We start from the raw sequence: 19,119 nt of genomic DNA on the forward strand, positions 1-19,119 counted from the left end.
TCGATCAGACGTGTACAGCGAGCCACTTGTCGAGAATGGCTTCAAGCGCCTCAACCAGTGGTTCGTTTTCCAGCTCTTCGACGATTTCGGCAACGAAAGCCTTGATCAGAAGACCCCGCGCTTCATTTTCTGGAATACCACGTGCACGCAGGTAGAACAGATGATTGCCATCGATCTCGGTAACCGTTGCACCGTGGCCGCAGGCCACGTCATCCGCAAAAATCTCCAGCTCCGGCTTGGCATCGAATTCGCCATCATCGGAGAGCAGCAGCGTGTTGCAGGCCATGCGTGCGTCGGTTTTCTGGGCGATCTTGTTGACCTTGATCTGCCCCTGAAACACGCCGCGTGCCTGATCAGTCACCACATTGCGGACGATCTGCAACGATGTCGTGTTCTCAACCAGGTGGCCAAGCGTCATCGTCACGTCGGTATGGCTGTCGCCGCCGAGCAGATTAACGCCGCGAAGCTGGAAGTTGGAGCCCTCGCCCTTCGCCAGCACATGCACTTCCTGCCGGATCAGTTTGCCGCCGGCGTTAACGACATAGAGCGTCAGCTTGGCGTTGATCCCAAGTGTCGCAGTGAACTGCGCCAGTTGCGTGGCTTCAACTCCCTGTTCGCGCAGGATGATCCAGGTTATCTCGGCACCATCGGCGATCGTTACATTGCTGACGCTCGTCGAAAAGCCTTCGCCCTCGCCCCCTGTCTGACGCTCGATGACGGTCGCCATGACACCCTTGCCAAACTTGACCGGGAAGCGGACATGTCCCTGCCCGCGAAGCTGCGCATTCTGCAATTCAAGCGGCGCTTCGAGCTCAAGACCGTCGGCAAACGTGACCGCCCAGCCGTCAGTGACGTAGGCAGCATTGATCTGGCCGATCGTATCGTCACCGTCACGAATGGCAAGCTGACGGATCACCGAGCCATCGGCAAGTTTCTCACTGAACTTCGTGAACCCGACACCTTCGAGACGTGGAGAGGTCAGCGCGACGCCGTTGGAAACGGTCGCGACTGCAGATCCTGCGATAATCGCCGGCAAGGCGTTGGTTCCAGCTGTCCCGTCATAGGCGGGAACGCTGCGTAGCAGTGTGCGCAGATCAGTGTAGTGCCAGGCCTCGACGCGACGCGACGGCAGGCCTTGCGTCTTCAGCGCTTCAATGGCGTTGTCGCGGGCGCTTGCGATCTCGCCATCACCGGGCAATTCGCCCATCCGGTCGACGAAGCCATCGACCAGCGCGGATTCAGCAGGTGTGGGCTGGCGTCCTGTGTGAACATTCATGACGTTATTCCTCAAGCAGCCTCGCCGATGATATCGGCATAGCCATTCTCTTCGAGCTCGAGTGCAAGATTCTTATCGCCCGACTTGATCACCTGGCCCTTGTAGAGCACATGCACGCTGTCCGGCACGATATAGTCGAGCAGGCGCTGATAGTGCGTGATGACAATCACGGCGCGATCGGGCGAGCGCAGTGCGTTGACACCGTCGGCGACGATCTTCAGGGCATCGATGTCGAGGCCGGAATCGGTCTCGTCGAGAACGCAGAGCTTCGGCTCAAGCAGCTTCATCTGCAGGATTTCCGCACGCTTCTTCTCGCCGCCGGAGAAACCGACATTGAGCGGGCGCTTGAGCATGGCGATATCCATGTCGAGCGATGCGGCTGCTGTCTTCACGCGCCCAATGAACTCGGGAATTTTCAGCGGCTCTTCACCGCGTGCCTTGCGCTGCGAATTCATCGCTACCTTCAGGAATTCCATCGTCGCAACACCCGGTATCTCCATCGGATACTGGAATGCCAGGAAAATGCCCTTGGCTGCACGCTCGGACGGATCGAGATCCATGATGGATTCGCCATTGTAGAGAATGTCGCCTTCGGTGACCTCGTAATCATCGCGGCCCGCGAGAATATAGGACAATGTCGACTTGCCGGAACCATTCGGCCCCATGATTGCCGCGACTTCACCAGCCTTGACCGAGAGGTTCAGGCCGCGAATGATCTCGGTGTCCGTATCTGCGATCTTCGCATGAAGGTTTCTGATTTCCAGCATATTACTACCTTTTTTGAATTCCGGGGATCAGCCTTGGCAATCCCATGATGATCTCTTGATCCTGTCAGCCGATGGCGCGCGCCATCCGGATTATGATCAGCTCTCGCTGCTCAGGCTCTTGAGGCGTTCGACCACGGACGCGAGTTCTTTGCGCGCCCTGATCAGCTCAGGCTCCAGAACGCTTTCAGTCGCGGAGGACGAACGAGCCAGCGTATCCGTCAACTCGTCGATCACTTCGCCGAGCTCTTCATAGCGCCGGCGAAGCCTGTCGAGTGCGTCCTCGGTGACTGGCGCCATTACCCAACGCTCCCTTCGAGGCTGATGCCGATCAGCTTTTGTGCCTCAACAGCAAACTCCATCGGCAGTTCCTGAATGACTTCCTTGACGAAGCCATTGACGATCAGCGCAATCGCTTCCTCAGCCGGAATGCCGCGCTGCATCACATAGAACAGCGCATCTTCGGAAATCTTGGAGGTGGTTGCCTCGTGCTCGAACTGGGCCGTAGCGTTCTTCGCCTCGATGTAGGGCACCGTATGCGCGCCACAATCACTACCGATCAGCAGCGAGTCGCACTGGGTGAAGTTGCGGGCGTTCTCGGCCTTGCGATGGGCTGAAACCTGACCGCGATAGGTGTTGTTCGACTTGCCGGCCGAGATACCCTTGGAGATGATGCGGCTCGACGTGTTCTTGCCGAGATGCAGCATCTTGGTGCCGCTGTCGATCTGCTGGTGACCATTCGAAACGGCGATCGAGTAGAACTCGCCGCGGGAATTGTCACCGCGCAGGATAACAGAAGGGTATTTCCAGGTGATCGCCGAACCGGTCTCGACCTGCGTCCAGGAAATCTTGGAATTGACACCGCGGCAATCGCCACGCTTGGTGACGAAGTTGTAGATGCCGCCCTTGCCTTCCGCGTCACCGGGGTACCAGTTCTGCACGGTCGAATATTTGATCTCGGCATCGTCAAGCGCAATCAGCTCGACAACAGCCGCATGCAGCTGGTTTTCGTCGCGCTGCGGCGCCGTGCAACCTTCGAGGTACGACACATATGCGCCTTCTTCAGCGATGATCAGCGTCCGCTCGAACTGGCCCGTATCCCGCTCATTGATGCGGAAATAGGTGGACAACTCCATCGGGCAGCGCACGCCCTTCGGCACATAGACAAACGAACCATCGGTAAAGACAGCCGAATTCAGCGTCGCAAAGAAATTGTCCGAAACCGGGACAACCGTTGCGAGATACTTTTTCACCAGATCTGGATGTTCGCGAATAGCTTCGGAGATCGAGCAGAAGATGACGCCGGCTTTCGCCAGTTCCGCCTTGAACGTCGTGACCACCGAGACGCTGTCGAACACGGCATCGACCGCGACGCGGCCGGACTTGTAGACATTGTCGCTGATTTCTTCTTCGTCGTCCGTGGGACTCGCTTCGCCCACCTTGCGCACGCCCGCGAGGATTTCCTGCTCTTTCAGCGGAATTCCTAGCTTTTCATAGGTGCGCAGCAACTCCGGATCAACATCGGCAAGCGAAGTCGGGCCGTTCTGGTTCTTCGGACCGGCGTAATAGACCATGTCCTGGAAGTCGATCTTCGGATAGTTCACGCGCGCCCATGTGGGCTCTTCCATCGTCAGCCAGCGCTCATAAGCCTTCAGACGCCATTCCAGCATCCAGTCCGGCTCATTCTTCTTGGCAGAGATAAAGCGAATGATATCTTCGTTGAGGCCCTTCGGCGCCTTATCCATTTCGATAAGGGTTTCAAAGCCATATTTGTACTGGTCCACGTCAAGCGTACGGACCCGGTCAATGGTTTCCTGCACGGCAGGCATTGGCGTTCTCCATCCACGCGGGGTTCAAGGTCCCGCAGTTGCAAACGTCAAGGCAGTATGTCGTCTTGAATATCTGCCTCTATGTAGTGCGCAATCGCACGATTTAACACCGGTATTCACCGGATTTTTTTAGAATTACCGGCGAAAACCCGCCGATAACGAAAACTTGTCAGGCCGCATTGGCGGCGATTGCTGTCGAACGGTCGCGCCGCGCAACAATATTCTTCAGCGCCTCAAGGAAAAGAGCGATGTCTTCTTCGCTGGTATCCGGCGCTGTCGAGACCCGAAGGCCACCTGTTCCCTCGCCGTATCCCATCGCCGCAAGCACGTGACTTGGGCCGACTTTTCCGGATGAACAGGCAGAGCCTGCCGATAGCGCGATTCCGGCGAGATCGAAAGCGATCTGCACGGTTTCTGCTTTCAAGTGCACCAGTGAAAACATGGTCGTATTCGGCAGGCGATCTACGGTCTCGCCATAGACGATTGCGTCAGGCGCGATCGCTCGAATGCTCTGTTCTATCATTTCGCGCGTTTGCGTTGTCCAGCCGCCAGAACTAAGGCGCTCCCTCGCCACGCGGGCAGCAGCACCGAATCCGGCAATCAGCGGCAAGGCTTCAGTACCGCCGCGATGGCCCTTTTCCTGTCCGCCGCCGCGGATCAGCGTCTTCGGCATCACCAGATCGGAAACCGCGACAATTGCACCGACGCCCTTCGGACCACCGATCTTGTGCGACGACAGGATGAGATAATCCGCAGAACATGCTGTAATATCGAGCGGAATCCGTCCTGCAGCCTGCACCGCATCGACAACGAATAACCCGCCGAATTCCTTCACCAGCGCGCCAATCTTTTCAATTGGCTGCAAGATACCCGTTTCGTTGTTGGCTGCCTGCACAGCAACGAGTGGCAGGCCCTGACTGCGGTCGTGTGCGCCAAGAAGCGCACGCAGCCGCTCAAGATCAAGCAAGCCGTTACCATCAACGTGGACGACCTCAACCTGATCTGCCGGAAACTGTCCGCCAGCAAGGATGCAAGGATGCTCGCTTGCGCTGACATAAAGCCGCGAAAGCCGCATCGGCGCCCGTCCCATCGTATAATATGGCGTCAGAAGGGTTGAAGCTGCCTCGGTCGCACCCGATGTAAAGACCACATGATCAGGCTTGGAGTTGACCAGCGCTGCAACATCGCGGCGTGCAGCTTCGAGAATTGCCTTGGTCGCACGTCCTTCCAGATGAACAGATGACGGATTGCCGGTCTGCATCAGCGCATTGACCACAGCATCGCGCGCTGCCGGGATCAGCGGCGCACTTGCATTGTAGTCGAGATAGGCGCGATTGCGGGCCATGCTTCTCCTGATTCCTGTTCTTTTGAACTCTGCGCCGGCGAAAAGCGCAATTTTCTTGAAATTCAGCCTCGGACCAGCCTATTAAGCCGGTTCGAGATAAAGTTCTACACCAGTTTTGAACGGTTCTAAACTGGTTTTATGGGTGCTGTTGATTGCCGTCAAGCCCGGCATGTCAAGAAGGCCCCACGGCGAAAACTGGAGTATACATGCCTGAAGTGATTTTCAATGGACCAGCGGGACGTCTTGAGGGCCGATATCAGCCTTCGACGGAAAAAAATGCCCCGATCGCGATTGTCCTGCATCCGCACCCCCAGTTTGGCGGCACCATGAACAACAAGATCGTCTACGATCTGTTCTACATGTTCCAGCAGCGCGGCTTCACGACATTGCGGTTCAATTTTCGTGGTATCGGCCGCAGCCAGGGTGAATTCGATCATGGTTCAGGCGAATTGTCGGATGCCGCGGGCGCGCTCGACTGGGTGCAGTCGCTGCATCCGGATTCGAAAACCTGCTGGGTTGCCGGCTATTCTTTCGGCGCGTGGATCGGCATGCAGTTGCTGATGCGCCGTCCGGAGATCGAAGGCTTCATTTCGGTGGCGCCGCAGCCCAACACCTATGATTTCTCCTTCCTTGCGCCTTGCCCCTCTTCCGGTCTGATCCTTCACGGCGATCAGGACAAAGTCGCACCACCCAAGGATGTGCAAGGCCTGGTGGACAAACTGAAGACGCAGAAGGGTATCACCATCACGCAGAAGACGATGGTCGGCGCCAATCATTTCTTCTCGGGCATGACCGATGAAGTCATTGCGGAATGCTCGGACTACCTCGACCGCCGTTTGAATGGTGAGTTGGTCGAAGCCAAGCCAAAGCGTCTGCGCTAAGCTGGTTCCACGAACACGCCCCCGGTCACGGGGGCGTTGCATCCGGTTGTGGTCGATGAATGCGCCGATTTATTCAGGTCTGTTGTTCCTACTGTTTTTCCCATAGTCTTTTATACAGAGAATTATTGGTAATCAGATCTTGGTGGTTGCCCATCCCAACGACAGTTCCACCGTTCAATACTACAATCCTGTCAAAATCCTTGATCGTAGCCAGCCTGTGAGCCACGGCAATGACCGTCGTTCCCGTTGAGTATGCGGCGATTGCTTGCTGGACAAGACTCTCGCTGTTTGAATCGAGTGCAGAAGTAGCCTCGTCCAGAATCAATATTGGTCGCTTCTGGAGGAAGGCACGCGCGAGCAATATCCGCTGTTGCTGTCCTCCGGAAAGCTTTGCGCCACGTTCGCCTACGACAACGTCATATCCGCTTGTACAACCGCCAGACTTCAAATCATTGATAAATTGGGCCGCGTCCGCCATGTCCGCTGCATTGACGATTTCCTCTGCCGTGAAACTCTCGACGCCAAACGAAATATTCTCCGTTATGGAGCGGTGAAACAGCGCATCGCCTTGTGATACAACGCCAAAAGTGTTCCTCAATCTCGCAAGCGAAACACTTTTCACATTAGTTCCATCGATCTTTATTGCGCCCGAACTGACATCGTAAAGTCGCAACAATAAATCGATCATTGTAGATTTTCCCGCCCCCGACGGACCTACAATACCAATCTTTTCACCGGGCCTAATCTCAAGATTGACACGATTAAGGACCGGCATCCTGTCATCGTATGAGAAGCTGACATCGGAGAATTCGATCAAGGGCGGGGTTTGAAAACGCCCAGGAACAACGTTCTTATCGACGATCTTGGGATGAGGATCTATCACTCCTTGGGCGTCTTTTATGACTCCCAAGGTTTGGGTCAGCCCTTCCCATATAGCGACAAACCACCCCGCGTCGGTCGCCATACCGCTCGCCAAGGTTACACCGGCAACAAATTCGCCGACGGATACAGTCTGTGCGTTCAAGCCGTGAATACCCAACGCGAGTACGACAGCAACCAAGCCTGTGTTAAGAATCCGGATGGCAAGTCCCGTAAAGGTCGTCAGCCTGTTGATTTCAAGATTGTTGAAATTTTGCTTCCTGATTGCGGTAAGAACGTATGCGTTTTCGATTGCGTAAGCAAAAGATGTCTTTATGGCCCGGATATTGGAAAAATACTCTGTTATCGAGCCATTCACCATACTTGCAGTTTCGGCGACCTTCTGTGTTTGAACGTTAAAGTGTGGAACAAGCCAGATCGCAAACATGCCGTTTAGTACAATCCAAATAATGACTGGCAGGAGGAAGAGCGGTGCCAGATATGATACCAGGATGACCGACCCGACAAATCGAATGAACCCGACCGGAAAGCGGCCTGCCAATAATTCTGCACCCGCTTGTACCGATCCGGCAATTTGGCCAATCCGCCCAGCAATCTGTCCAGCGTGCGTTGTGTTGAAATAGGCTAAATCATGCCGTGTAGCGGCTTTGTGAGATTGCCACTGCGCCGACGCCCGGGTCTGGCTCGTCAGGGATTGCATCCGAAGCATGTAATGTACCAGCCAGATCACAGGATCCAACAAAGCATACGACGCGATTATGATTCCGAACGTTAGCAGTGTTCCTGCTGGTAGATGGACACCTTTGGAGTAAGCGACAGCGTCAACGAGATAGGACACTGCCCATAATTTGGCTAACTCAAAACCGGCAAGAATCATACCGGTAGTTGCCGACGCAATAATGATCCTTCTAAATGGATGCAGAAACATGAGTAAAATGTATAGGGGGCTTACATTACTCGAGAGATGTAGTTCATGCGCCCCAAACTCAACAACGTCTTCAAACTTCTTAAATAAACTACCTAACATGCGACATATCATTTCTAAATTTCAACGATTTCACCCACAATTTGGGCGCTCTTTGAAACACTGCGCAAATATGAACGGGTTGTTGAATATCCTTCCAGAGGCTCTTCGAATATATCCCGTGCATGAAAACCATTTGCGTTGTTCAAAAACAACATGCGGCGAGATTGTTGCTTAATTACATAGCGAAAACTGTTGTTTGAAATATCGCTTTGAAAGCGTTTCAACAAATCTGTCTTCACGACAACCCCGTTCGAATCTCTTCCTAGAAACGTTCCGTTCATGAACGTGACGATATGATTGTCTCTTTGCCGGAAGATGGAAGTCTTTGCCCGTCTTGCGGCAATCGAACGAATGTCCATTGACTTATCACCATAAACCGCTGGAGTGAGTTCAAACAGATATTCCTGATGATACCCTATTGATTGCACGTGATCATGAAAGCTTGGCATCGACAATGTGGGAACCCAGTAAAAATTACCTCTCTTCGCGTAATTGATGAATATATTGTAGATCGCAATGTAATCTGGAACAGATAATATCTGATTTTCTATCGATCCGTCCGAATGAAAATCTAAAATATCGGTAGGCGATATATTCATCAAACCTGCTCTGTTCAGCGCCTCATTGCTTTCATTGGAGGCGTTAAACATTGTAAATGGCGTATTGTTATGATTGTCCAATATGCTTGGCATAATATGTTGCGATAGCGACATCGCAACAAGAGCACCCGATATAGCATCCCTAGTAGCATCATTATTATAGACAACAGGAATATCGAGCCCAGCTATACCTACTCGCGCATCGGACACCAGTCCGGCGATGCGATCCATATCCGATGAAAACGCGCGAGCAGCCAACTGTGATAGCTCGAGCATTTTGAACTGATCGCTCAGGTCTTTCAACGAGAGCAGCGCACCATGGTGTGTCAAACAAGTTTCAATAAAATCCCTAACCTTCTCTACATCAAGACTTAGCGTTGATGCTGGCTCCAAAATTAAGGCATCAGACATTGTTTTCTCCGCTCGTTGGATTGATGTAAATAAAAAAAGAGGGGGGGTACCCCCCCTCTGTAGAATTGAATTACCAACCGTGACCGTGGCCACCACCGCTACCAAGACCTCCCCCACCCATAGAATGGGAACCGTCAGCGCATTCCGGCCTTGTAAGACTTATGAGCAAGCCCTTGGCTAGTTCCCGCATCGAAACATCTTTTGTGCTAACAGTCATAATCTATCTCCGTGAAAATTCATTTGCTTACAAAATAGCAATTCAGCATACAACAACTCAATTATTTGAGTTATAAATTTATAATATTTTATAATACTGAAAGTTTTTAGCAAAAAGCGCAGAATATACCATTGAGTCAAGCTTTATTTCGAGAAGTATTCTAATACTTTAGTACAACAAACGAAACACAACATGAACTTCTATAGAATAAGCACGCCCCCGGTCACGGGGGCGTTGCATCCGGTTGTGGTAGGCCAGGTCAATGGCAATCCATCCAGCGACCGCACGGCGAGATAGGCCCAGGCTTCGGCCTCCATCGAATCGCCATTGAACCCCAGATCTTCGGCGGTAATGACTTTTGCGGCGGAACGTGCGACGCCTTCGGCAAGATCGGCCATGATTGTTGCGTTCTTTCGACCGCCACCGCAGATAATCCAAAGCGAAGGTTGTTCGGGCGCATAGGCGCCGGCCTTCAAGATAGCCTCGGCGGTCACACGCGCCAACGTCCGCGCCCCATCTGCAAGTTCCATATCGCCCAGGTCGGCGAGTGTGAAATCATTGCGATCGAGCGACTTTGGCGGTGCAAGATTGAAGAACGGCTTTGCCAGATAGCGCGTGACAGCATGCCCAATCACCTGCCCCTCGCTGGCAATAGACCCACCCGCATCATAGGCTATGCCTGCGTTGTCGGAGACCCACTGGTCGATCAGCGTATTGCCCGGTCCGGTATCGAAGGCGATCGGGTCAGAACTGCCGCAGACGATCGTGACGTTGGATATGCCGCCAATATTGACGAACACGACAGGCTTTCCCTTGCTGAGCTCGGCTGGAACGCGCGCAGCGAGCGCCTGATGATAGGCGGGCACCAGCGGCGCGCCTTGGCCGCCATGCACCATGTCATTGGCCCGCATGTCATAGACCACCGGAATGCCAACCATGTCCGCCAATAACGTGCCATCGCCGAGTTGCACTGTCAGCGCCTCTAGAGGTCTGTGCAGCACTGTTTGGCCGTGAAAACCGATCACATCGACATCAGCCTTGCCGAGCTGATGGTTCGAAAGAAACCTCGAAACCGCGTTGCCATGACGCTTGGTCAGCTCTCTTTCGATCGCCCCAAGTGCTCCCGGCCTCTCGGTTCTCGACTTGATTGCTTTCGCATCATCAAGACTGGCTTCGATCTGGCGGCGAAACGCGGTTTCATAAGGTACGAAGTCCGACGGACCGAGCCGCACGTCGCTCCTGCCATCGGTTTCAATGAGGGCGATGTCGATTCCGTCCATGGACGTTCCGCTCATCAGGCCGATTGCGCGCCGTATCGCTGCCAAGACACTGCCTTTCTTGTGATTCGATAGAGAATGATGTTAAACGGCTGCGTCTCTCACGGCACGCATTTCGTGCACGCCGATTCAATCTCAGGAAAATATCGATGTCTGCCTTCAAATCCGAATTTCTGCACACGCTTTCAACGCGCGGCTTCATCCATCAGACCTCCGACGATGCGGGTCTGGATGCGCTCTTCGCCAAGGAAACCGTGTCGGCCTATATCGGCTTTGATCCGACAGCCTCCAGCCTTCACGCCGGCAGCCTGTTGCAAATCATGATGTTGCATTGGATGCAGAAGACTGGTCATCGTCCCGTGGCGCTGATGGGCGGTGGTACGGGAATGGTCGGCGACCCATCCTTCAAGGACGAGGCGCGCAAGCTGATGACCCCGGAGATCATCCAGAGCAACATCGATAGCCTCAAGAAAGTCTTCGCCAATTACCTGGCATTCGGCGAGGGCCCGAACGAGGCCCTGATGGTCAACAATGCCGAATGGCTCCTGCCACTCAACTATCTCGAATTCCTGCGTGATGTGGGCCAGCATTTTTCTGTCAACCGCATGTTGTCCTTCGATTCGGTGAAGCAGCGGCTCGATCGCGAGCAGTCGCTTTCCTTTCTTGAATTCAACTACATGATCCTGCAGGCCTATGATTTCGTCGAACTGAACAAGCGCTATGGCCTGCGCCTGCAAATGGGCGGCTCGGATCAATGGGGCAATATCGTCAACGGCATCGATCTTGGTCATCGCCTCGGTACGCCGCAGCTCTACGCCCTCACCTCGCCGCTGCTGACGACCTCCTCGGGCGCGAAGATGGGCAAGTCGATGAATGGTGCTGTCTGGCTTAATGCCGATCTGCTCAGCCCTTACGATTTCTGGCAATACTGGCGCAACACCGAGGATGCCGATGTCGAGCGCTTCCTGAAGCTCTACACGACGTTGCCGCTTGATGAGATTGCGCGGCTTGCCTCGCTGGGCGGCGCGGAAATCAACGAGACCAAGAAGGTTCTTGCCACTGAAATCACAGCGCTGCTTCACGGCCGTCAGGCAGCGGAGGAAGCTGCGGAAACCGCCCGCAAGACCTTCGAGGAAGGCGCTTTGGCAACCAATCTGCCAACGGTCGAAATCGCAAGCAGCGAGCTCGAAACGGGAATTGGCATCTTGACCCTTCTCGTCAAGGCAAGCCTTGCCGGATCGAATGGCGAGGCTCGCCGTCACATCCAGGGCGGCGCTGTGCGGGTAAATGATGTCAGTGTTTCTGACGAAAAGGCGCAGATTGGGACGTCCGAAGTAACGGCCGATGGTGTGATCAAGCTTTCATTGGGCAAGAAGAAACACATTCTGGTTCGCCCGGTCTGAGCGAAGAATGGCGGGCACCACCATTGTGCGTGGTTCGACGGGCTCACCATGAGGAGGATGGTGGTTGCAGGAAATCAGGTTCTGCAACGTTAAATGACTAGTTTGCGGCCCGCCAACATCCCTCATGGTGAGCCCGTCGAACCACGCACGATGGTGGTGCTATCCTGCATTTTCGCCGTGCAAGAAATTTCCGAGTCTACTGAAACTCGAAGATCGAGCGAAAAATGCCCGGCGCGATGACCGAGATCGGATTGACGATGATCTGCGGCTGTTTCAATGGTCCGATCAGTTTGTAAGTGATGCCGATCAACCCGCCATCGCGGCCATTGCCAAGGAAAAGGCCGAGGATCGGCACATCACCGAAAATACGATTGATCCCGTAAGCCGGCATGAATGTACCTGTCAGGGACATGTTGCCCTGTGGATCGCTAAGCGTGCCCTGGAAGGTCGTGCCGATGGTCGAACCGCGGATCACGCCATTGGCAAGATTAATATAGTTCGACCCCTTCTCAATTTGCGAAAAACCGCGGTCGAAGGTCACCTTGGAAACATCGATATTCTTCTTCACTGCATCATTGAGGCTGGTGCCGTTAGGCGACGATGAAACCAGCTTCGCAAGCCTGGGCTCATTGACAAGCGTAAAGTCTCGCGCGTCGATCTGGCCGCGCAAGGGCCCGTCGCCCTTGGAATCAAGCGCTACGTTGATACTGCCGCCGGACATCTTGTCGTAAAAGCCGAAGAAGCGCAGCACGGCGCCGGCATCCTTCGATTGCAGGCTGATGGAACGCGCGCCACTTTCGGAACTGTCAGCCGCAATTACCTTCTGCCCGCTTTTGGTGATCGCATTGAACGCAAGACCTGAGACATTCGAGCCAACGCCCTCGAAGGACAGGGAAACGTTGCCAAAATTCTCCGAGTAAAAGCCCGTTACCTCGTCGATGTCGGCGTTGACCAGCACGCGCTGATTGCTATTGCCGCTATCACCGCCGTTCTTTTTCTTGTCTGTTATCTGATTGAGCAAGGGTCGGGCGTCGAAGGAATTGCCCTTCACATCAACGCGGTAGCCATATTTTGTACGATCGACCTTTACCGCGATGTCGTCGGTACGATTTAACCTTACGGTACCGAAGTCAGCCGAGGTCAGGTCCCCGTTCACAACATTCACATCGCCCTGCAAACGGAAAGTATCGCCGGAAATGTCGAGATTTCGGATATTGGCGTTGTCACCATCTTGCTGCAGCAAGAACTTGGCGGTTGCCTTGACGCCTGCTCCCTTCGTCCAGCCCAATTGTGCCAGCTTGATTTCCGCCTTTGTCAGATCGGCGGTAGCGACCCGCGAGCCATCGGCAGCCTTGTCGATATCAATCGAGATGGGGCCGGAAAGCAGCGGATCGAGCGCCGGGAACAGCGCGTTCCGGGTCTTGTCATCGAGTTGCAGAGTTACACTCTGCTCGCGTTTTGCCGGGTTGTTCCCCAACGGCTCGTATAGAACAATGTCGGCCGGGATGCCGTTGAGATCGGCTGTTGCCTTCACGCGCGCTTCGTCCTGATTGACAGAGAGCGTTCCGTCAGCATCTGCTATCGTCTGCCCATCGATCTTCTTTGCGATCGCAACATTGGAGAGTTGCATGTCCGCCGACCATTTCAGGCTGCCGGCGGGCGCATGGCGTGTTATCGGAAATGTCACGAGCACGTGTGCCTTCACATCCCCTTCTATGTCCTCCGGGGCAAACGGAAGATTTTTCAACCCGTTGATCGGTTTGAAACCGATAAACTCCGACACGGCGGAAGCGTCGCCCGCAACATTCAAATCAAGGTCAGCGAGAACCGGACGTTGTGGGCCCCAAGGAATGACCAGCTTTCCATCGGCGATCTGCACCTCACGATTGTTTGGTGTGAACGATGACCCATTGACTATATCAATCGTCGTATAAGCACCTCGAACACTGATTTTTCCATCGGCGCCCTGGACCGGCGGCAAATCACCAACAATGTCGAAGCGCGAGTTCGTGACATTGAAATCGACCTGTACCTCGTCGTCCTTGAGCGGGGGCGGCTTTCCAGGTCCGTTGAATCGTCCGGCCGGAAACATCACTTTGATTGTGCTGTTCTTTGCCTCGCCATCATGCATCTTGTCTATGAGCCAACGTCGCGCACCTGTGGCGACCCAGATGGGCCATAGCTGCTTGACATCCGCCACCGGCATTTGCGGTATTTGCAGGTCAAGATTCATCGCAGGCGACCCACCGCCGAAAGTAGCGTTCGCGTCCCCGGTTAGCGCACTCTCGCCGCTTGCCCGCACGGCGATTTCTGAAACATCGAGTTTCTTCAACGCCAGATCATATCGGCCTGCAACACGGGCATCGAAAGGCAGTGCCGGGACCGGGGAATCAGCAGGTGCGGATTTCGCGTTTTGCGTTATAAGTTCGAACCGGTAACCCGGATTTGCCGTTGACGCAGAATCCGTCGACAGCGGCTCTGGCCCTATTGCTCCTTCGACGATCCCTGTGAATCCACCGAAATGGATATTTGACGGCTTTATCGCGATGTTGTCCACCCCGGACACGTGCTCGAAATTGATCTGCGAAGCTACCGCCATATCTTCGACATTGCCGATTGTGACAGGTCCTTCACCTACGTTGAGCGCGCCCCAGACTCGCGCTGGTTCCGTGGCGCTTGCCGCCAAGCCATCGAGTTTCACCTCGGCGAGGTTGTCGTAGGTGAGATAGGCTCCGTCAGGCTTGATACCGTCGATATCCGGCACCGGCGGTGTTCCGAATTTACCTGCGAGCGGTATCTTGCTGACATCCAGGGAAAAAGCCTCGATCTTCGCTCCGATCGCCGAACGTTTGGCCTGAGCATTGATATCGACTTGCTTTCCGCGCCATACCACTGTGCCCTTGATGGCCACTGGTCCACCGGTCTCCGATAGATCGAGACTAACGATGCGCAAGCGTTCCGGCGCCCCGGCGAGCGTAAAATCGAATGATGTATCTGCGATCGAAATGTCGCGTGTCTCGCGCCGATCAAGCAAAGATACTGCACTTTCGAGACCGGAGAAAATTGCAGCCGATGCACCGTCGAGATCGACCAGACCACGATCATCCTTAGGCACCAAGGACATGAAATCGAACGGAACAACCGAGGTGACCTTGATCTGCGCGCCGTCGAGTTCTAATCGCTCGACGCTCACATTGCCGTGCAACAAGGGCATCGTTGCCAGACCGATACGGATAGAGCGTACATTGTTGATTTCGATGCCACGCTTGGCGTCGGTAATATTGACGTCTCGTGCCTCAAGAGCAACATGATGGCGCCGATCAAGCGAAATTTGTGCCGAGTTGATCGTGGCATTGGCATCGGGGCCGAGAACCGTCTGAAGGGCAGTCTGGGCGCGCTGGGTCAGCGCCTCGCCCCCAATCCCGGCACGCAGAACGACAAAAGCGATGCCAGCTAAAACTGCAATGAGGATAAAGAAGGAGCACGTGGCACCAGCCGCGAAATGAACTCGCGACCGCTTTCGCGGAGTCGCTACGGGAACCTCGCCTTGCTCGCAAGCAGAAGGGTATTGGTGCAGTTTTGTGAAGTCGCGCTTGGTAAAGCGGACTCTTTTCGGTTTCTCTGTCAAATTCCAAAGCCAATTGAGGAATCAATTGGGAAACCGTAGACGATTCCCGCACCTCTCTATAATTGCGTAAGTGACGTTCGCATTCAATCAGGAAAGAAAGGCATTCCTATGACGATTTTGGATATCGGCAGCACCCCACCCGACTTCATCTTGCCACGTGATGGTGGCGGCACGATTACCCTGTCTGGCCTACGCGGAAAGCCTGTCATTCTCTATTTCTATCCCAAGGACGATACGAGCGGCTGCACTCAGGAAGCCATCGAATTTTCCGGGCTCAGGCCGCAGTTTGAAAAGCTTGGCGCGAAGGTCATCGGCATGTCGCCGGATCCCGTCAAGAAACACGACAAGTTCAAGACCAAACATGATTTGAAAGTCGATCTCGTTGCGGACGAAGACAAGGCAATCATCGAAGCTTATGGTCTTTGGGTTGAGAAGAGCATGTATGGCCGCAAATATATGGGCGTGGAACGCACAACGTACCTTATCGATTCGGCCGGCAAGATCGCCAGAATCTGGAACAAGGTAAAAGTTCCGGGACATGCGGCTGAAGTACTCGAGGCAACCAAGGCACTTAGCGCTTGATTTGCACGTTTTGGTTGCAAATTGAGTGAAATGCAGCGCGTTTGTCAGAGTTTGTTAACCCTAACAGAGTGTAATGACTGTATAGATTGAAGCTGCAAAACAACGAGCGTAGCCGCAATGAAGAAGCCTAAAAATTCCAGCATCTTCGGCAGCACGAAAGAGCCCCACACGATCATTATCGCACGGGGTGAAACGATCCGGCATTTCACCATCAAGCCCTGGATGGCGTTTCTTGGGGGCACCCTCGCCCTTGGCCTCGCTGGCAGCTACCTTCTCGCAACATCCTATCTGGTCTTCCGCGACGATCTCATAACGGGCAGCGTTGCCCGTCAGGCACGCTTGCAGCAGGCCTATGAAGACCGCATAGCCGCCCTGCGCATTCAACTCGATCGTGTCACAAGCCGGCAATTGCTCGACCAAAAACTGATGGACGGAAAAGTCAGCGAGCTCATTCAACGGCAAAAGGCACTGAGCGAGCGGCATGACAAGCTTGCGCCGGTGCTGCAGCGCGCGGAAAAAGCCGGAGCTGTATTGCCAGCAGAGGCAGACAATACTCTTTCGATGGATAGCAACGGTCAGGATGTAGTGAATTCCGACGATGCAGATGGTTTTTACGGTATCGATCCCATCATTACCGGTCCAACCACCTCGACACACAAGCCAACGCCGCGCGATGACAAGGCGAAAACCACCGTCGACAAGGCGGAACTTTTGCTCAAATCCGTCGATCATTCCCTTACCGGGATCGAATCCCTGCAGACTCGGCAAATGCAGAAGCTCTCCAACACCGCCTATGAGAGCGCTGACAAGATTATGGAAGCCCTGGCTGCGACCGGCGTGAAACCGGTCCTTGACGATGAAACTGCGGGTACGGGCGGGCCGTTGTTGCTGGCAAGTACAAGCCCGACGTCAGGCTTCGAGACAAAATTTGCCGATCTCGATGAGGCAGTACAGCGGCTCGAAAGCGCCAAGAGCCTGGCAAAATCCATTCCTATCGCCAATCCGGTTCCCGGCATGCCGGTTTCGAGCCCGTTTGGCTCACGCGCGGACCCGCTCCTTGGAATGATCGCGTTTCACTCCGGCATGGATTTTCGTGCCATATCGGGTAGCTCTGTGCATGCCACAGCCAACGGAACTGTGACCGCAGCAGACTATAGTGGCGGCTATGGCAACATGGTGGAGATCGATCACGGCAACGGGCTATCGACGCGCTACGGCCATTTGAGTCAGATCCTCGTCAGTGTCGGCCAACATGTGAAACTGGGCGATGTTCTCGGCAAGGTCGGTAGCACCGGGCGCTCAACGGGCCCTCATTTGCATTACGAAGTTCGCAAGAACGGCAATGCGGTCAATCCTGTGGGATATTTAGCGATCGGCCGTCAGATCGCAGCGGAACTTTAGTCCTAAGCAGAAAATATAATTTGTTTGAAAAGCCAGCCATGAAACAATGGCTGGCAGGTTTGATTTTACTGCACGACTGTCAGACGCGGTCTATGTTCTGAGCGCATTTCAGAAGAAAACGCAAACTACGCGAGCGCAAGAGATCAAGCTTGCAAGGGTGCGGTACAAACAACTCAAAAGGCAACTACATGGTGGAGATGGAAACGTTTGACAGTGTATGGGACGCGATCGCCGATACGCCAGCGGAGGCTGCCAACCTGCGGGCCAGAGCAGAGCTGATGAGACAGATAGCCAAAATCATCGAAGAAAATGGTTGGAAGCAGACCGATGCAGCCACCCACTGCGATGTCACACAGCCGCGCATAAACGATTTACTACGTGGCCGCGTTTCGCGATTCTCGCTCGACGCATTGGTCAATGTCGCGACGGCTCTCGGCCGCCGCGTCCACATTGAATTGGAGGCAGCCTGAATCACGCGATGTCTTCGACTTCGACATCCGTTCCGTGCACGCGGTGGGCCAGAGCCGCCTCCATGAACATGTCGACGTCTCCATCGAGCACATCCTGAGGGCTCGTACTTTCGACGCCCGTCCGCAAATCCTTCACCAACTGATAAGGCTGCAGCACGTAGGAACGAATCTGGTGTCCCCAGCCGATATCGGTCTTGGATGCCGAAATCGCATCTGCAGCCTGCTCGCGCTTTTCCAGTTCCGCCTCATACAGACGAGCGCGGAGCATGGACCAGGCCGTCGCGCGGTTCTTGTGCTGCGAACGTTCCGCCTGGCACTGCACGACAATGCCGGTTGCAATGTGCGTGATACGAACCGCCGAGTCGGTCGTGTTGACGTGCTGACCACCCGCACCGGATGCGCGATACGTATCGATACGGACATCTGCTTCGGTGACAGCGATATCGATATTGTCATCAACGACCGGATAAACCCAGACGCTCGAAAACGAGGTGTGTCTCCGAGCATTGGAATCATAGGGCGATATGCGCACCAGCCGGTGCACACCGGATTCCGTCTTCAAGAGACCGTAGGAATTGTGTCCTTTGACGAGGATTGTGGCCGATTTTATGCCCGCCTCTTCGCCATAGTGTACTTCGAGCAACTCGACCTTCATGCCCTTGCGCTCGGCCCAGCGCGTATACATGCGCAAGAGCATATTCGCCCAGTCCTGGCTTTCCGTACCGCCGGCGCCGGAATGCACTTCCAGATAGGTGTCGTTTGCGTCGGCTTCACCGGAGAGCAGCGTATCGATCTGACGACGGTCGACTTCCTGTTTGATGGCGCGGATATTCTCTTCCGCCTCGCTCACGATCGACTTGTCATCCTCCTCCTCGCCCATGGCGATGAGTTCGATATTATCCTCGAGAGATTGCGTCAGCGTGCGAATCGAATTGATGCCGTCTTCCAGCTGCTGGCGTTCGCGCATCAATTTCTGCGCTTCCTGGGCGTCATTCCAGAGCGCTGGATCTTCTGCAAGCTGGTTCAGATAGCCCAGGCGTTTGATTGATGTATCCCAGTCAAAGATGCCTCCTCAGCAGGCTTATGGCCTGCTTGATCTCATCGACAAGGGTCTCGATTTCGGCGCGCAT

At 54.5% G+C, this 19,119-nt stretch carries 16 protein-coding genes; 6 read left to right on the forward strand and 10 right to left on the reverse strand.

The window, feature by feature from the left end; translation table 11 throughout:
• Positions 1 to 4: 4 nt before the first annotated feature.
• From sufD to ACSQ3H_RS16890, 5 genes are all read right to left on the reverse strand, one after another.
• Positions 5 to 1,276, reverse strand: coding sequence for a Fe-S cluster assembly protein SufD (sufD, locus tag ACSQ3H_RS16870; RefSeq protein WP_436118086.1), 1,272 nt, complete (start codon positions 1,274 to 1,276; stop codon positions 5 to 7).
• Positions 1,277 to 1,287: 11 nt separating this feature from the next.
• Positions 1,288 to 2,043: a Fe-S cluster assembly ATPase SufC gene (gene sufC / locus ACSQ3H_RS16875; RefSeq protein WP_436118087.1), complete on the reverse strand. Its 756-nt coding sequence runs from the start codon at positions 2,041 to 2,043 to the stop codon at positions 1,288 to 1,290.
• A 96-nt stretch (positions 2,044 to 2,139) separates the two neighbouring features.
• Positions 2,140 to 2,340: a hypothetical protein gene (locus ACSQ3H_RS16880; RefSeq protein WP_436118088.1), complete on the reverse strand. Its 201-nt coding sequence runs from the start codon at positions 2,338 to 2,340 to the stop codon at positions 2,140 to 2,142.
• The gene (gene sufB, locus ACSQ3H_RS16885) at positions 2,340 to 3,869 is read right to left on the reverse strand and encodes a Fe-S cluster assembly protein SufB (RefSeq protein WP_436118089.1); all 1,530 of its coding nucleotides are present in this window, start codon (positions 3,867 to 3,869) and stop codon (positions 2,340 to 2,342) included. The genes ACSQ3H_RS16880 and sufB overlap by 1 nt, the downstream gene beginning before the upstream one ends.
• Positions 3,870 to 4,038: 169 nt before the next feature.
• A complete protein-coding gene (locus ACSQ3H_RS16890) occupies positions 4,039 to 5,214 on the reverse strand; it encodes a cysteine desulfurase family protein (RefSeq protein ID WP_436118090.1) in 1,176 nt (391 codons plus the stop codon).
• A gap of 206 nt (positions 5,215 to 5,420) precedes the next feature.
• On the opposite strand from ACSQ3H_RS16890, the gene ACSQ3H_RS16895 reads away from it, so the two are divergent.
• Complete coding sequence (locus ACSQ3H_RS16895; protein ID WP_027231414.1) at positions 5,421 to 6,095, forward strand: alpha/beta hydrolase; 675 nt, start codon at positions 5,421 to 5,423, stop codon at positions 6,093 to 6,095.
• 88 nt (positions 6,096 to 6,183) lie between these two features.
• On the opposite strand, the gene ACSQ3H_RS16900 is transcribed toward ACSQ3H_RS16895, so the two are convergent.
• From ACSQ3H_RS16900 to ACSQ3H_RS16910, 3 genes are all read right to left on the reverse strand, one after another.
• Positions 6,184 to 8,001 (reverse strand): ABC transporter ATP-binding protein, encoded by a 1,818-nt coding sequence (locus ACSQ3H_RS16900; protein ID WP_436118091.1) that lies wholly within the window; start codon positions 7,999 to 8,001, stop codon positions 6,184 to 6,186.
• 14 nt (positions 8,002 to 8,015) lie between these two features.
• Entirely contained in the window at positions 8,016 to 9,011 is a 996-nt protein-coding gene (locus ACSQ3H_RS16905) for a hypothetical protein (protein WP_436118092.1), read from the reverse strand.
• A 417-nt stretch (positions 9,012 to 9,428) separates the two neighbouring features.
• Complete coding sequence (locus tag ACSQ3H_RS16910) at positions 9,429 to 10,553, reverse strand: anhydro-N-acetylmuramic acid kinase (protein ID WP_436118093.1); 1,125 nt, start codon at positions 10,551 to 10,553, stop codon at positions 9,429 to 9,431.
• A gap of 101 nt (positions 10,554 to 10,654) precedes the next feature.
• Here ACSQ3H_RS16910 and tyrS point away from each other — a divergent pair, with 101 nt between their 5' ends.
• Complete coding sequence (gene tyrS, locus ACSQ3H_RS16915) at positions 10,655 to 11,908, forward strand: tyrosine--tRNA ligase (protein ID WP_436118094.1); 1,254 nt, start codon at positions 10,655 to 10,657, stop codon at positions 11,906 to 11,908.
• Positions 11,909 to 12,104: 196 nt separating this feature from the next.
• Here the strand turns inward: tyrS and ACSQ3H_RS16920 are convergent, their stop codons facing one another.
• Positions 12,105 to 15,536 (reverse strand): YhdP family protein, encoded by a 3,432-nt coding sequence (locus ACSQ3H_RS16920; protein ID WP_436118095.1) that lies wholly within the window; start codon positions 15,534 to 15,536, stop codon positions 12,105 to 12,107.
• A 108-nt stretch (positions 15,537 to 15,644) separates the two neighbouring features.
• Between ACSQ3H_RS16920 and ACSQ3H_RS16925 the strand changes: the two genes are divergently transcribed.
• The 4 genes from ACSQ3H_RS16925 to ACSQ3H_RS16940 all read left to right on the forward strand — a co-directional run bounded on the left by ACSQ3H_RS16925 (position 15,645) and on the right by ACSQ3H_RS16940 (position 17,989).
• Complete coding sequence (locus tag ACSQ3H_RS16925) at positions 15,645 to 16,118, forward strand: peroxiredoxin (protein ID WP_436118096.1); 474 nt, start codon at positions 15,645 to 15,647, stop codon at positions 16,116 to 16,118.
• Between the two features lie 117 nt (positions 16,119 to 16,235).
• Positions 16,236 to 17,519, forward strand: coding sequence for a M23 family metallopeptidase (locus ACSQ3H_RS16930; RefSeq protein ID WP_436118097.1), 1,284 nt, complete (start codon positions 16,236 to 16,238; stop codon positions 17,517 to 17,519).
• 46 nt (positions 17,520 to 17,565) lie between these two features.
• Complete coding sequence (locus ACSQ3H_RS16935) at positions 17,566 to 17,730, forward strand: type II toxin-antitoxin system RelE/ParE family toxin (RefSeq protein ID WP_436118098.1); 165 nt, start codon at positions 17,566 to 17,568, stop codon at positions 17,728 to 17,730.
• Entirely contained in the window at positions 17,717 to 17,989 is a 273-nt protein-coding gene (locus ACSQ3H_RS16940; RefSeq protein WP_436118099.1) for a helix-turn-helix domain-containing protein, read from the forward strand. Before ACSQ3H_RS16935 ends, ACSQ3H_RS16940 begins: the two co-directional genes overlap by 14 nt.
• 1 nt (position 17,990) lies before the next feature.
• Here the strand turns inward: ACSQ3H_RS16940 and prfB are convergent.
• Positions 17,991 to 19,119 (reverse strand): peptide chain release factor 2 gene (gene prfB, locus ACSQ3H_RS16945; protein ID WP_436118100.1). Its coding sequence is split into 2 segments (ribosomal slippage): positions 17,991 to 19,049 and positions 19,051 to 19,119, totalling 1,128 coding nucleotides; the frame shifts between segments, so codons are not numbered across the junction.

Origin of the sequence: Phyllobacterium sp. LjRoot231 (assembly GCF_964253365.1) — a bacterium.
Taxonomy (GTDB): Bacteria; Pseudomonadota; Alphaproteobacteria; order Rhizobiales; family Rhizobiaceae; genus Phyllobacterium.

Coding starts and splice junctions, on each gene's coding strand:
- sufB (WP_436118089.1), bottom strand. CDS start 3,869: ATGCCTGCCGTGCAGGAAACCATTGACCGGGTCCGTACGCTTGACGTG.
- tyrS (WP_436118094.1), top strand. CDS start 10,655: ATGTCTGCCTTCAAATCCGAATTTCTGCACACGCTTTCAACGCGCGGC.
- ACSQ3H_RS16890 (WP_436118090.1), bottom strand. CDS start 5,214: ATGGCCCGCAATCGCGCCTATCTCGACTACAATGCAAGTGCGCCGCTG.
- ACSQ3H_RS16905 (WP_436118092.1), bottom strand. CDS start 9,011: ATGTCTGATGCCTTAATTTTGGAGCCAGCATCAACGCTAAGTCTTGAT.
- ACSQ3H_RS16895 (WP_027231414.1), top strand. CDS start 5,421: ATGCCTGAAGTGATTTTCAATGGACCAGCGGGACGTCTTGAGGGCCGA.
- sufC (WP_436118087.1), bottom strand. CDS start 2,043: ATGCTGGAAATCAGAAACCTTCATGCGAAGATCGCAGATACGGACACC.
- ACSQ3H_RS16930 (WP_436118097.1), top strand. CDS start 16,236: ATGAAGAAGCCTAAAAATTCCAGCATCTTCGGCAGCACGAAAGAGCCC.
- ACSQ3H_RS16940 (WP_436118099.1), top strand. CDS start 17,717: ATGGAAACGTTTGACAGTGTATGGGACGCGATCGCCGATACGCCAGCG.
- sufD (WP_436118086.1), bottom strand. CDS start 1,276: ATGAATGTTCACACAGGACGCCAGCCCACACCTGCTGAATCCGCGCTG.
- ACSQ3H_RS16935 (WP_436118098.1), top strand. CDS start 17,566: ATGGCTGGCAGGTTTGATTTTACTGCACGACTGTCAGACGCGGTCTAT.
- ACSQ3H_RS16925 (WP_436118096.1), top strand. CDS start 15,645: ATGACGATTTTGGATATCGGCAGCACCCCACCCGACTTCATCTTGCCA.
- ACSQ3H_RS16880 (WP_436118088.1), bottom strand. CDS start 2,340: ATGGCGCCAGTCACCGAGGACGCACTCGACAGGCTTCGCCGGCGCTAT.
- ACSQ3H_RS16900 (WP_436118091.1), bottom strand. CDS start 8,001: ATGTTAGGTAGTTTATTTAAGAAGTTTGAAGACGTTGTTGAGTTTGGG.